This window comes from Paraburkholderia sp. RL17-368-BIF-A, assembly GCF_046054045.1.
GTDB lineage: Bacteria > Pseudomonadota > Gammaproteobacteria > Burkholderiales > Burkholderiaceae > Paraburkholderia > Paraburkholderia graminis.
Window position 1 is genome coordinate 681,535 of sequence record NZ_JARESN010000001.1, and the last position, 12,597, is coordinate 694,131.

Sequence of the window (12,597 nt, forward strand, 5' to 3'; positions counted from 1 at the left end):
ATAAGCAGCGCGCTCAGAGCGCGTACGCGCCCGCAACCGGCGACGCGCTGTTGGCCGCTTCTTCGTCATCAAGACGCAATTCGCCGATCGCGCAACGCGGCGTGTCCACGACCTGTTCGAGCAGCTCGACGTAGTGCCGCGCGAACTGCGCGACGAACGCGTCGTCGTAAAGCTCGGCCGCGTACGCGAACACGCAGCGCAGTCCGTGGTCGCCCTCGCGCAGCACGTCGAGCGCGAGTTCGAAGCGCGCGTCGCTTGCGTCCGCATCGATCAACGCGCAATGCACGCCGTCGAGGTCGAGCGCCGTGTCGAACTCGTCGTGCAGCACGAACTTGATCTGCGCGAGCGGACTGCCACCCGCACGGCGCCCCGAGTGCAACGCGGCCACGACGCGCTCGAACGGCACGTCGGCATTCGTCTGCGCGTCGATGCTGTCGTCGCGCACTTCGCGCAGCAATGTGGCGAACGGCTTCGCGCCCTTCACCGACGCGCGTATCGCGAGCGTGTTGACGAAGAAGCCGATCAGCGGCTCCGTTTCCAGCCGGTCGCGGCCGGCGACGGGCACCGCGATCGCCACGTCCTGTGCGCCGCTGTAGCGCGAGAGCAGCGCAGCAAACGCGGCGAGCAGCACCATGAACAACGTGGCGTTTTCCGCGCGCGCAAGCGACTCGAGACGGCTCGCAAGCGCAGCCGGAATGTGTGCGCCGACGCGCGCGGCGCGAGGCTCATAAGGACGGCCGCGTTCGTGCAGGGTCGGCAGATCGAGCAAAGTGTCATAACCCGCGAGACGGCCGCGCCAGTAGTCGAGTTGCGCGTCGAGTTGCGCGCCGCCATGGATCGCGAAACGCTCGCGCTGCCACGCGGCGTAATCGGCGTATTGGATCGCTAACGCAGGCAGCGCGTTTAGTGCCTGCTCCGCGCCCTGCCGCGCCGCGCGATAACAAGCAGCGAAGTCGCGCAGCAGCACATTGATCGACCAACCGTCCGCGACGATGTGATGCATGACGAAATGCAGTACATGTCGCTCATCGTCGCGGATGAACAGCGTCGCGCGAAACAACGGACCGCGCGTCAGATCGAACGGCTCGCGGGCAAGGCGGCGCAATTGCGCGTTGAAGGCGTCGTCGGTTAGGTTGCGTGCGTCGACGGTTTCCCAATGCCACGCGTTGCGAACAGCCGCCAGGTCTTCTACCGGCGCAATCAGTTGACGCGGCGCGTCGCCGCTATCGTCAAAACGCGTGCGCAACATCTCATGACGATGCACCAGCGCATCGAGCGCGCTTTGGACGGCGTCGCCGTCGAGCGGACCGCTCATCGCGAGCGCCGCCGAGATGTTGTACGCGGGACTATCCGGGTCGAGTTGCCACAATACCCATAGACGTTCCTGCGGCAACGAGAGCGGCGCCTCGCCGCGCTCGCCTTCAGCGCGGCGCGTGAGAGCGGCAACCGTTGATGTGTCCTGCGACGGGGCGGCCCAGCGCTTATCTAGCGCATCCGCCAGAACACAAAGCTTCGGATGACCAAACAACAGGCCAACCGGCACTTCGCGCCCGAACTGCGCGCGCAACCGCGACGCAACCTTCGCGGCCAGCAGCGACCGCCCGCCGAGCGCGAAGAAATCATCCGATGCGCAAGGTGTCGGCACGTCGAGCACCTCGCTCCACACGCGAGCGATGACTTGCGCGGTCGGCGTTAATGCACCGTCCTTCGTGTTTGAAGCGAGTGCACCCATCGCGGCACCTTGCGTCGGAGCAAATCTCGAATCACGTACCGCAAACGGCACCAACGCACCGCTTTGCCATGCGGCAACGCACGCGCTGCGCTGCAGTTTCCCGCTCGAAGTACGCGGCAAATCGCCGGGTTCGAGCAGCAGAATCAACGCGGCTTCGTACTGAAATACGTCACCGAGCGCGGCCGCGATCGCATCGAAAATCGTCTCCGGCGACACCTGCCGCGTTCTGCCGCGCGGCACTTCCGCCGCGACGCCGATCGCTTCGGCGCCATCCGCTGCTTCAACCGGAAACGCGGTGATGCGCCCACGGCGCAGCCACTCGACGCGATCCGCGAGCATTGTTTCGAGATCCTGCGGATACACGTTCTCGCCGCGCAGCACGATCATGTCCTTGCGCCGTCCGCAAAAAAACAACCGCCCGCCGTCGACGAAACCCAGGTCGCCCGTGCGCAGCCAGCGTCCGCGGAAACCGGGCGCGTCTTCGAGAAACACAGCGGCTGTGGCCTCCGGGTTTTGCCAGTAACCGTGCGTGATGCTCGGGCCGCCGCACCATATCTCGCCGACATGCCGCTCCGGCAAGCGCTCGCCTGTGCGCGCGTCGACGATCGCAAGCTCGTGACCGAACGCCGTCACGCCGCAACCGACGACAGCCTTGCTATCGTCATTGCTCTCGTTGTTCGAAGCGACGGCCCGCGCAATCGGCGACGGCTGCGCGAGCGCCGATGCCGAAAAGCGCGTCTCAGGCGAACCTGTGCCGACCTCAACGCCGGTCAGAAACAGCGTTGCCTCAGCGAGCCCATAACAGGCGTACATCGCGCGGGGATCGAGACCGTGGGCGCTAAAGCGCGTGGCGAAACCGTCGAGCGTCGTCTGGCGAATCGGCTCCGAGCCGCAGAACGCCACACGCAGCGACGACAGGTCGAGTCCTGCAAGCTGCGCATCTCGCACGCGGTCCGTGCAGAGTCGATACGCGAAGTCGGGACCGCCCGTGACGGTCGCGCGTTCTCGTGCGATGCCGGCGAGCCAGCGCGCCGGCCGCTCCAGAAAATGCAGCGGCGAAATCAGCGTGACCTGGAAGCCGCACAGCACCGGCATCAACACGCTGCCGATCAGTCCCATGTCGTGATAAAGCGGCAGCCACGAGAACATGCGGTCGCCGGCGCGGCAACCCATGCCGCGCGACATTGCACTCACGTTCGCACATAAGTTGGCATGACTAACGATGACGCCTTTCGGCGACGCGGTCGAACCGGACGTGTATTGCAGGAACGCGATCGCATCGGGTTCGGCGCGCTCGATGCAGAAGCCGTCGTCGCTGCTTTCGTCCGGCGACACGAGCGTCGCGCCGTTCAAGCCCGGCTCGTGATTCAACGCAGCAAGCGACGCCCGCGATGCGCGCTCGACCACCGCGAGACGCGCCATGCAGTCGCCCGACATGCGCCGCAGCCGTTCGATATGTCCGCTTTGCAGCGCTTCGGCCGGATACGCGGGAACCGCGATCATTCCCGCATACTGGCAGGCGAAGAACGACATGACGTAATCGAGCCCGCTCGGCAGCATCAGCAGCACGCGGTCGTTCGGCGCACCGTGTTGGCGAAGGACCGCGGCAAGACGCCGGGCGCGCGCGTCGAGCGCTGCGTAGGTGAGCTCGTGCGCGTCGGTGTCGCCGTCGACGAGAAAGCGCACTGCCAGTTGATCGGGGCGCTCGGCAACGTGCAGCTTCATCACCGAGACAAGGTCGTTCGCGGGCGCCGCCGCGGTCTGGAACGGCGCGTCATCGAATGCCGCCGTATTGCTTACCGCGTGTTCGTGAGCAGCGCAATTCGCCGCGTGCTTGTCCGCGCCATCGTGGCGCGGCGTATTGATAACAGACATCCTCGCCTCCCGAGATTTGCCGCGCGCCGCGCGGCCGTCGTCGCGCTGGACCGCATCGCGCGGCGCACAGCGATCGCCGCCGTCGCATGCGTTGCGACGGCGGGCGTCAATTTCGTAGTCATTGCGGGGAGCAAGGCGTCTCTTGGGAACGCCGTTATGTGATGCGGGTCATGCGGTGCCGGTTACGGTGCATCACAGCGATGCAAACGCGGCCCGGCACATGACGATCAATACGCGAAACTGATTGGCGTGCCGCCGCGCGGATGCGCAACCGTGCCCATCGGCACGCCATAAATCGCGCCGAGCATCTCTTCTTCGATCAGCTCGTGCGCGCTGCCGCTCGCAAGCAGGCGGCCGCCCTTCAGCGCGATCAGGTCGTCGCAGAAACGCGCGGCCATGTTGACGTCGTGCAATACGACGACCACGCCGAGACCGCGCTGCTGACTCAGCGTACGCACGAGGTCGAGCACTTCCAGTTGATGCGCGATGTCGAGCGCCGAGATCGGCTCGTCGAGCAGCAGGCACTGGCTGTCCTGCGCGACCAGCATCGCGATCCACGCGCGTTGCCGTTCGCCGCCCGACAGACTGTCCACTGCGCGATCCGCGAAACGCGTGATGTCCGTCAGATCCATCGCCTCATGAACCTTCTCGCCGTCGACGCCGGTAAAGCGGCCAAGCGCGCCATGCCACGGATAGCGGCCGAGCGCGACGAGTTCGCGCACCGTCATGCCGCTCGCCGCGGGCTGCTGCTGCGGCAAATACGCGACCTGGCGCGCGAACTCGCGGTTCTCCCACTCGCGCAACGGACGGCCCGCGAAACGCAGCGTGCCCGCACTCGGCGACTGTTGACGCGCGAGCAGTTTGAGCAGCGTCGATTTGCCCGAGCCGTTGTGGCCGATCAGACCACACACGCGTCCCTTCGGCAGCGTGAGCGCGAGCGGATGCAACAGCACGCGTTCGCCGATGCGAAACGACACGCCGTCGAGTTCGTACATCGGCTCGCCGTGCGCAAGCTGCGCGGACGCGGAAATAACGGACGGATTGGCATTCATGAGCGGTGAATCCTGATCAGTGATAAGCGGACGCGAGACTCGCGGCATGCGCGGCGCCCGAGCCGTCTTCGACGATCTGGCCGAAATCGAGCTTGATAAAGCGCTCGGCGAGATGGAAGTAACGGTCGTCGTGCGTGATGACGAGCACGGTCTTGCCCTTGGCCTTCAGCTCCGGCAGCAGACGCTTGTAGAAGACGTCCTTGAAAAGCGGGTCCTGGTCCGCGGCCCATTCGTCGAATACGTAGAACGGCCGGTCTTCCAGATACGCGACGACGAGCGCGAGCCGCTTGCGCTGCCCTTGCGACAGATCGAGCGTCGAGAACTTGCCGTCCTTCACGCTGACCTTGTGATCCAGTTGCAGATCGGCGAGCAGTTGTTGCGCGAGCGCATCGAGTCCGTGGGTATGCATGCCGAGCAGCGTATCGAACAGAAAGAAGTCGCTGAACACGACCGAGAAATGTTGACGGTAGGCGTCGCGCCGCGCTTCGTCGACGGGCTCGCCGTTCAGCAGCACGCGGCCGCTCTCCGGCACATAAAGTCCGACCAGCATTTTCGCGAGCGTCGTCTTGCCGCTGCCGTTGCCGCCGATCAGATACACGAGTTCGCCCGGACGGAACGCGAGGTCGATCGGTCCCAGCGTGAACACCTCGTTTTCTTTTTCGCGGAAGTAGCGATGCGTGGCGCCGTCGAGCGCAATGCTTTCGAACCATGCCGCGACAGACGGCTCGAGCATCACCTCGCTCGGTAGTTCGGCATTGACCTGTTCGATGCGCTCGAGCGCGACGCGCGCCGAACTCAGGCTCGGCATCGCGGCGAGGACGGCTTCGATCGGCATGATCATGTAGACGAACACGATCGCGTAGCCCGACATCACATGCGGATCGACGCGGATGTAGCGCGCGAACACGAAGAGCGTCAGGCCGATGAACGCGAACAGAATGAAGTTGCCCCAGCTCGACGCCGCCGCGTACAACATGTAGCCGCGCGTGCGCTGCACGCGCACCGCTTCGACGTTGCTCGCAAGCGTGTCTTCGACGAACGCGTGCTTGCGGGCGCGATGCAGCTTCAGTTCCTTCGCGCCGTCAAAGAGCGCGCGGAAGTGCTTGACCAGATCGTCCTCGCGCTTGCGCGACGCGCGCAGATGAAACATCGCGCGGCTATGCGCGTAGCGAAAACCCGTCATGCCGAGCACGATCGTCACGATCGCGACGATGAGAATCGGCCACGACATATAGCCGAGATACGCGAGGCAGCCGACGATCACCGCGCTTTGCATCGCGAGCGAAGGCAGGCTCACGAAAAACACGACGATGGTATCGAGGTCCTGCGTGAGCACCGCGAGCGATTTCGCCGCGCCCTGCTTTTCCAGATGCGCAAACGCGGCGTCGCCGATGCGACGAATCGTGCGCATGCGCAGCGTTGCCTTCGCCTGCTGACCGAGCCACATGAAGAGCGACTGCGCGAGCGCGCGCATCGCGAGCACGCCGAGGCCCACCGCAAGAAACTGCAAGCCGAGCCGCGCGAGGCCATCGGGCGTCGCGACCAGCGCCTGGTTGATGAGGGCGAGCAGCGCGGCATTGCCGAGGCCGCCGAGCACGCTCGCGATCAGCGCGACCGCTATCATCCAGCGCGATTTGCTGACCAGTTGCAAAAGTACGGACATGAAGCTCCTTTCGTCGCGGCGTCAATGCAAGGGGCCGCGTCAGTTATCGGCGCCCCGCGCATCGTCCCAATGCGCGAAGGCTTTTTCGTGTTCGTTACGCGCGCCGTGCGCGGGCACATGACGGCGCGCCTGCGCCGAATGTGCCGCGGCCTGCGCGCGGCGCTTCAAGAACGGACAGCGTTCCTCGATGGGCGCGTTCGCATCGTCGAGAAAGTACTGCTTCCATTCGAGGTTGCCCGGATCGCCGTAAAAGCCGAGATCCGGATGCGCGGGAATGTCGTCCCATGTTTCCAGACGCTTGCGCACCTGATTGCGTGCCTCACGGCCAATCACCTTGTTGGTGATGGTATCGACAAATACCGAACGCGGCTGGAACAGCAGCACCATTCCAGGACCTAAATTACGGCTATGGCGCGCGCGAAACGACGGACACGCGCACACCACGAACATCTGCACACCCGCATATGAAAACTCCCACGCTTCATCCATCGGGTCCGGCTGCTGGTCTGCCGCCGGGTCCGGGTCGATGTCGTGCAACCGCTGCAGAATGCCCCAGAAAAGCGTTCGATATGCATCGTGCGAAAGCGGCTCCGGGTCCGGCTCGAAGAATACCGCGATGTTGTTTCTCCTGTACTCCGGCCGCACCGCGAGCTCCGCGAAAGTTTGCATCGTCGCGGGAAGATCGCGCAGATCGCGGCCGTTCACGAACGAATAGAACATCTCGCCGCGCCGCTCCGCCATCGTGCCGAAAAAGCACGGATACGCCGGATTGAGCACCTGCTCGCGCAGCGTCGCATACGAAGCGTCCAGCCACGCGGGCGCGGACACCGCGGCGCCCGTCGCTCTGCCGGCAATGATCCGGCTCTTCCAGTCGCTGACCTCGAATCGATCGGCGTCTCCGACAGCACTGTTGCCTGCTTGCATCGTTCGCTCTCTCTTCCTGACCCACTGTTGTGCGCGCCGAGCGCGCGAGGCATCCCGGACCGCGTGGCCGGGACGTCGATACTGTCGTGGGGAAGAGGCACCTCTGTTGTCGATCTTCGCCGTGGGCGCCTGCATGGTGCTGCGGTTTTCTTCTTGTTTGTATTCGCTTACGTCGTGGCCGTCGCCGGTTCGTCGAGCTCGGCGACGAGGGCCTCGATCCACGCATCGGGAATGATCGGCTGGTGATACGTGCATTCGTTCGACACCACCGTCGAGCCATGCAGACGTCCATCGGGGATCAGCACCATGTCGCCTTTGTGCATTGCGTGCTGCATGCCGACGTTGCCCCAGAAGAGCATGTCGCCCTCCTCGATCGTGACGAGGCGATGATCGTTGTGCACGTGCGTCGTCGAACACATTTCATGCGGTTCGACGAACGTCTCGCGGTCGATGCCCGGGCACTCGGCGTCGATGCGCGCGCTGATGCGATGCGCGAACGCAACGTACTCGCGAATCGATGCAAGCCAGCGCAACTGCTCGCCGAGATCCCAGCGACCACGCGCGGCAAGCCGCTCGCCCGCGACGATGCCTTGCACATACTGCGCACGCGCCGCCGCACCGAAATTATCGGCCACGCGCCGCAATGCTCGCGCGCAGCGCTGTTCGAGCGCGCTTTTCAATGCTTCGGCATCCGTATGATTTCGGCCAGCCGGCTGCAAGTGCGCGCAGGCGCGTTCGAGCGCGAGACCGAAGGCGAGCCATTCGGCTTCGGCCGCGAATGCCGCGCCGATCAGTGCGAACGCTCGATCCGGCCGACGCGCGAGTGCGTACAACAGGTTGCATTTCGCGGTGCTGGTCGGCAGATAGAACTGCCAGTACGCGTGCTGCCGGCGCGTCACGCCGCTCGCCGACGCGACGCGTTCGAACAGCGCGTCGTCAGGCGTTTCGCGATGAAGGCTGGGCCGCTCATCAGGCGGGAGCATGTCGAAGAAGCCGCTTGCGCCGGCACGCGCGAGCGCGCGGCGCTTCGAGACCGCGAGCGCCCAGCGCTGAACCATGATGAAGCGCAGCCCTTCTTCGAGGTAGTCGTTGCGCATGAGCCGCGCGAAGGTGTCGCTCCAGAACGCAAGCTCGTCGTCGACAATGCGCGTGATGCGCGCGCTCGCAGCGCCGACATCTTCGCTCGTGTCGACGTCTTTCGTCAGGTACTCGAATGCGTACGCTTCGAGAAACGGCGCAATCTGCGCGCCCAGTTCGCGTGTGTCTTCGCTATAGAAATCGGTGAAGCGTTGCCAGTCGGCAGGCTCCGCGCTCAGCGGCGGACGCGCGAGATCGAGCTCGTAGATCGACATCAGCGTGCGCCCGGACGCGAGCGCCGGAAGACGGCTCACGTTGTGCTCGCGCACCGGCTTCATGAACTTGAGGAACTCGAAGTCCTCGGGACGCAACGGGCGGCGATGGAAATCGTCGTCGAGCAGCAACTCGTCGACCGTCGCGCTGCGAAACGGCTGCGCCGCCGCGAACTGCTTGATGAGCGCGACGTAGCGCTCGCTGTGGCCAACGAACGGCGAGAAATCGAAGATCGGCAGCGAAGCCTGGCTCATGGTCATTCGGTCCTTATCCGGGTTGCCTCAAACTGCGAGTGTTGGTTGCTGGGCGTTTCGCGCGAGCGAGTCACGCGAGGGCCCGGTGCAACGGTTGCGTCGTGGTGTTGGCGGGCTGCGGGTCTTGTGCGGTTTGCGGTTGATGTGTTCGTTGCGCTTCTTGCATTCGTTGCGCGAGCGACTCGGCGACCGCTGCAAGTACGGCATCGCGCGCCGTGTCGATGAAAAAATGCCCGCCGTCGAACCAGCGCACCTGGCATGGGCCGCGCGTCTGTTGTGCCCACGCATCGACGTCTGTGCTGTTGGCCGTGGCGGGATCGTCGCGGCCGACGAATACGTCGATCGGACAGTCCAGCGGCCCAGCGCCAGCCCACGTGCCGGCGTGCGCCATCGTATGCGTCGCCATACGCGCCGGATGCGTGCCGCACAAATGAAAATCGGCGCGCAGCAGCGGCAACATAAAGTCGATGAAATCCGCGTCGTCGAGCAGTTCGGCCGGCGTGCCGCCGCGCTCGCGCAGGCATGCAATCATTTCGTCATGCGAACAATCGAGCCAATGCGTTTCGTGTTTGCGGCGCGCCGGCGAGATCGTTGCCGATGCACCGAACCAGACGGGCGCCGGCTTGCCCCGCTCGCGCAGCGCATGCATGAGTTCCAGTCCGACGAGCGAACCCATGCTGTGGCCGAACAACGCGAATGGAGCGCCGCCATCGACGAGCGCGAGCAGTTCGTCCGCGAGTTGCGCGACGAGCGCTGGCCATTCGGTATGCGGCGCTACGGAGCGGCGCATGCCGTGACCCGGCAGCTCGAGTGTGCGCACCTGCACGAACGATGGCAGCCGATGCTGCCAGTCCCGATACAGCGCCACGCTGCCGCCGGCATGCGCGAGGCAGACGAGCGTCAGCGTGGTGGGCGCGTCGGGCATCTCAGGCACATTCGGCATGCGATTCGGCGAGCTCATCGGTTCAATGCTCGCGCATCACGAGTTGGTCACGCGGTCGGCCGCTGCGCTCTCGGCCATCGCCTTGCGCAAGCTCAGCGGACGCATATCCGTCCAGACCTCGTCGATCCATTGCAGGCATTCGTCCTTTTTGCCGGACTTGCCTGCTTCGCGCCAGCCGGCGGGAATGGCCTTGTAGTCAGGCCAGATCGAATACTGTTCTTCATGATTTACAACGACAACGAAAGTGCTGTTTTCGTCACCCCAGCTCATCGCGGCTCCTTGCTGAACGAAGTTGTGTACGTCTGGTTGATCGGGTGAAGGCGTCGGCTGCCCTTCTGTGCCTTCAACATCAACGCACTGCTGCTTCACTTGGATCGACGGCTTATCCGTTTCGCATTTAAATGCGAATCATTTGCATTTAAATTTACTCGTCGGCCGCCGTGCATGTCAAGGCCGGCGACGTCCTGCTTTTGGTCGCCGTTCTCGCAGCCTCACGCAACGTGTGCGGCTGCGGAAAAGGAGCTTAAGCCAAAACGTTTCATCAGACAAGCAAATAAGAATCATTTGCATTGTCATGCGCTTGTCGCCATCATCGGCGATGATTGGAAACTGGAGGCACTCGTCATGGACAACTCGCAAAGCGGCAACGTGGACGACACCGCGTCACGGCCGCAGCACGCTTTTTTCGACACCCTGCTCTCGCGTCAGTCGCACTGGCCACTCGCCGAGCCGGGGCCCAGCGAGACGGAGCTGGGTCTGATCTTCGATGCCGCGATGCGGGCGCCGGATCATGGCTCGCTGCGTCCGTGGCGCTTTGCACTGATACGCGACGACGCGCGGGCCGAGTTTGGCGATGTGCTCGTCGATGTCGCGGCGCGTCGCGAGCCTGCGAAGCCTCGCGCGGAGTTGGAGCATCGGCGGCAGCTTGCGTACACGGCGCCGCTTATCATCGTGATCGCCGCGGCGCCTTGCGCGGACTCGCATGTGCCGGAAACGGAGCAACTGCTGTCGGTCGGCGCGGCCGCGATGAATATGCTCAACGCGATTCACGCGCTCGGCTACGGCGGCTTCTGGGCGACGGGCGCCGACGCCTACGATCCGAATCTGTGGGCCGCGCTCGACTTTGAGCCGTCGGAGCGCGTGCTGGGATTTCTTTTCGTTGGGACACCGAAATCTCGTGAGCCTTCGGCGGTGCGGGTGTCGCATTCTCTTTATGTGCGTGAGTGGTTGGGGCGTGCGTCGATTTGAGGTGGCGAGGGGAAGCGTGGAGGAGCGTCGGTGAGGGCTGCGGGCCTGTTTAAAGAGGAGCAGCGGCAATGTAGTCCGTATACGTCTTCGCGCGACCGGAGGGGGCAGGCGGTGCGCTTCATCGGGACAGACGAAAACGTTGCGTGCAGCGGCAATCTTGCCGCCGCGTTTTCTACTGTGAGCGTGCGAGGGTCGTCCGAGCAGCCGGCATCGCCGGTTATCACGTGGCAGCCACAATGAGCGGATCGAACGATCGGCAGCAGAGTGCGGGTCGTAGCGTGGGAATTGGATTTGACGCAAAAAAGCCCACGAAAAATCATGGGCTTAATTGGTTTCCTGGCGGAGAGAGGGGGATTCGAACCCCCGATAGGCTATTAACCTATACACGCTTTCCAGGCGTGCGACTTAAACCGCTCATCCATCTCTCCGCGGGGAGCCGAATTATAGCAAACTTCGGGCCGTCCGCCAGACCCTTTGCGAGAATCGCGTTTGACCAGCGCATAGCATAGGCCGACGGCGCATCGCATCCTGCACGGAGCCGGCGTAAAAAAAGCGATCGTCAAATACGCGCACCGCAATATCGGCGGCAGCGCCGTTCTCATCGACGAGCAAAATAAAACTACCGGGGAACCGTTCGCGAACCGCACGCTGGACCAAATAACGGCAAACATCCCAAAAACATGAGCGCCGGGCAATCTGCTAGCGTTACGTCGTCACGAGCGACGAGGCTGACGATGGGTGGAACTGAACTAAAGACAGATTCGTTTCAACGCTGGATGATGTACAGCACGGATGCCTACGCGAGCGGGCGCATCTTTCTTTCCACCGAGCAGAAAGAGGCAGTTGAAGAAGGCAAGAAGTTCTCCCAACGCGCATATGCCGATATATGGGCAAAGGACGCCGCGCTCGTTCGGCGGGTCCGCTCTTTTCTCGGGACGAATTTCCATTGGCACCAGCGACTGGCAAACAATGGCGCTGACCTCGAGGTCATAGAGACATTGCAGTCCATGATTCGCGGCGAGAGTGTTGTTCTCATTGCCGAGCAATCGCGCACAGACGGGTTGGGTGCCAGTCCGCCACCCAAGTCGCAAGGGCTTCCCAGCTTCCGCAGCTCGTTAATGAACGATTGCGGAATGTCCTACGATGCGGCGACGGCTTACATTGACCGCTATAACGACACGGTGGACCGGATAAATGCGGGTGCAGCCCGCTATGCGAATGCGGCCCCTTCGTCACTGGCCGACGCCAGGAGCAATCTCACGGACACTGCTACGCCGCTAAGTGATGCACAGCCGTTCGAGTACGAAGCAGATACAACGACCGGCGATTCCTTCGAGATAGCGAAAACGCCGAACCTGGGTGATGCTGGTTGGTACACGAATCCCGGTTCAGGGCAAATGCGTCTATTCGGCGATGACCGAAAGCCGATAGTCGATCTGGACTTTGATCACATTCATAACGGGCTGCAGCCTCATGCCCATAACTGGGGACCTGGGGGACGCGATTCGGGCAATGATGTCGTTCCCTTCAGCCCCTGGAACCCCTAACGAGAAGCC

Annotated in this window: 9 protein-coding genes and 1 tRNA gene; 2 read left to right on the forward strand and 8 right to left on the reverse strand. The window is 63.5% G+C overall.

Annotated features, from left to right (window positions below; genetic code table 11):
* Window positions 1-13 precede the first annotated feature (13 nt).
* The 7 genes from P0D87_RS02835 to P0D87_RS02865 form a co-directional block, all read right to left on the reverse strand.
* The gene (locus P0D87_RS02835) at window positions 14-3,607 is read right to left on the reverse strand and encodes a condensation domain-containing protein (RefSeq protein WP_053857849.1); all 3,594 of its coding nucleotides are present in this window, start codon (window positions 3,605-3,607) and stop codon (window positions 14-16) included.
* A 227-nt stretch (window positions 3,608-3,834) separates the two neighbouring features.
* Entirely contained in the window at window positions 3,835-4,659 is an 825-nt protein-coding gene (locus P0D87_RS02840; RefSeq protein WP_053857848.1) for an ATP-binding cassette domain-containing protein, read from the reverse strand.
* 16 nt (window positions 4,660-4,675) lie between these two features.
* Window positions 4,676-6,322 (reverse strand): cyclic peptide export ABC transporter, encoded by a 1,647-nt coding sequence (locus P0D87_RS02845; RefSeq protein WP_053857847.1) that lies wholly within the window; start codon window positions 6,320-6,322, stop codon window positions 4,676-4,678.
* Window positions 6,323-6,361: 39 nt separating this feature from the next.
* The gene (locus tag P0D87_RS02850; RefSeq protein WP_053857846.1) at window positions 6,362-7,246 is read right to left on the reverse strand and encodes a YqcI/YcgG family protein; all 885 of its coding nucleotides are present in this window, start codon (window positions 7,244-7,246) and stop codon (window positions 6,362-6,364) included.
* A gap of 167 nt (window positions 7,247-7,413) precedes the next feature.
* Window positions 7,414-8,850: a cupin domain-containing protein gene (locus tag P0D87_RS02855; protein WP_053857845.1), complete on the reverse strand. Its 1,437-nt coding sequence runs from the start codon at window positions 8,848-8,850 to the stop codon at window positions 7,414-7,416.
* Window positions 8,851-8,920: 70 nt separating this feature from the next.
* Entirely contained in the window at window positions 8,921-9,811 is an 891-nt protein-coding gene (locus tag P0D87_RS02860) for a thioesterase II family protein (RefSeq protein ID WP_053857844.1), read from the reverse strand.
* An 18-nt stretch (window positions 9,812-9,829) separates the two neighbouring features.
* The gene (locus P0D87_RS02865; RefSeq protein WP_053857843.1) at window positions 9,830-10,063 is read right to left on the reverse strand and encodes an MbtH family protein; all 234 of its coding nucleotides are present in this window, start codon (window positions 10,061-10,063) and stop codon (window positions 9,830-9,832) included.
* Window positions 10,064-10,417: 354 nt separating this feature from the next.
* Here P0D87_RS02865 and P0D87_RS02870 point away from each other — a divergent pair, with 354 nt between their 5' ends.
* Window positions 10,418-11,041 (forward strand): nitroreductase family protein, encoded by a 624-nt coding sequence (locus P0D87_RS02870; RefSeq protein ID WP_082366966.1) that lies wholly within the window; start codon window positions 10,418-10,420, stop codon window positions 11,039-11,041.
* 337 nt (window positions 11,042-11,378) lie between these two features.
* Here P0D87_RS02870 and P0D87_RS02875 read toward each other — a convergent pair.
* Window positions 11,379-11,469: transfer RNA gene (locus P0D87_RS02875), tRNA-Ser, on the reverse strand.
* Between the two features lie 306 nt (window positions 11,470-11,775).
* Here P0D87_RS02875 and P0D87_RS02880 point away from each other — a divergent pair.
* A complete protein-coding gene (locus tag P0D87_RS02880) occupies window positions 11,776-12,588 on the forward strand; it encodes a hypothetical protein (RefSeq protein WP_082366964.1) in 813 nt (270 codons plus the stop codon).
* Window positions 12,589-12,597 lie beyond the last annotated feature (9 nt).